Source organism: Acidisoma sp. L85, assembly GCF_009765865.1.
Taxonomy (GTDB): Bacteria; Pseudomonadota; Alphaproteobacteria; order Acetobacterales; family Acetobacteraceae; genus Acidisoma.
Genome location: NZ_LMUQ01000079.1, coordinates 1 through 752 on the forward strand (window position 1 = coordinate 1; position 752 = coordinate 752).

At 58.0% G+C, this 752-nt stretch carries 1 protein-coding gene; it reads right to left on the minus strand.

The genetic code is table 11. From position 1 onward, the window contains the following. Positions 1–92: 92 nt before the first annotated feature. Positions 93–752: DDE-type integrase/transposase/recombinase (locus GSQ83_RS27740; RefSeq protein WP_158806127.1), on the minus strand; the 660-nt coding region annotated here is incomplete at its 5' end.

A 752-nucleotide genomic window follows, 5' to 3' on the forward strand; every position in this document is an offset into this window, starting at 1 on the left:
GAGCAGAAACAGTCTGTCCATGACGGTATCCTCCCGCCATCTCCAGAATCACAATGCGCCGAGCCGAAGCAAGCAATTAATGGGTCCTGACCCTAGGTATTTAGTCCCGGCATTTGGTGGAGCGGGTTTGAGGCGAACCGCTCTGGCTCGTTTTGCCAGGTTCGGCAGACAAATTCGTATGGTGTGAGACCGTTGAGCGTCTTCAGTCGGCGGCCGAAGCTGTAGGCGCTGACGAACTGCTCGAGATGGCGACGAAGCTGCTCGTGGTCGTCGTAATGGCACCGCTGGACGGTCGCTTCCTTGATGGTCCGGTTCATCCTCTCGACCTGACCATTGGTCCAGGGATGATTGATTTTGGTGAAGCGATGCTCGATGTCGTTCTCGCGGCAACGCATCTCGAACATGTGGGTGATGAACCGCGCTGTTGGTCCATTGGCATAGCGTTTTGGAAGCCGGAACTGGATGCCGTTGTCGGTCAGCACCGTGTGGATGCGATAGGGCACGGCCTTGATCAGTTCGACCAGGAAAGCCGACGCCGTGACGCGATTGGCTTTCTCCACCAGTTGCACGAAGGCGAACTTGCTGGTGCGGTCGATGGCAACGAAGAGATACAGCTTGCCTTCCGCGGTCTGCACCTCTGCGATATCGACGTGAAGGAAGCCGATCGGATAGGCTTTGAACTTCTTCTTCGGCGCCTTGTCGCCCTCGACGTCCGGCAGACGCCCGATGCCGTGACGAGCGAGGCAGCGGTG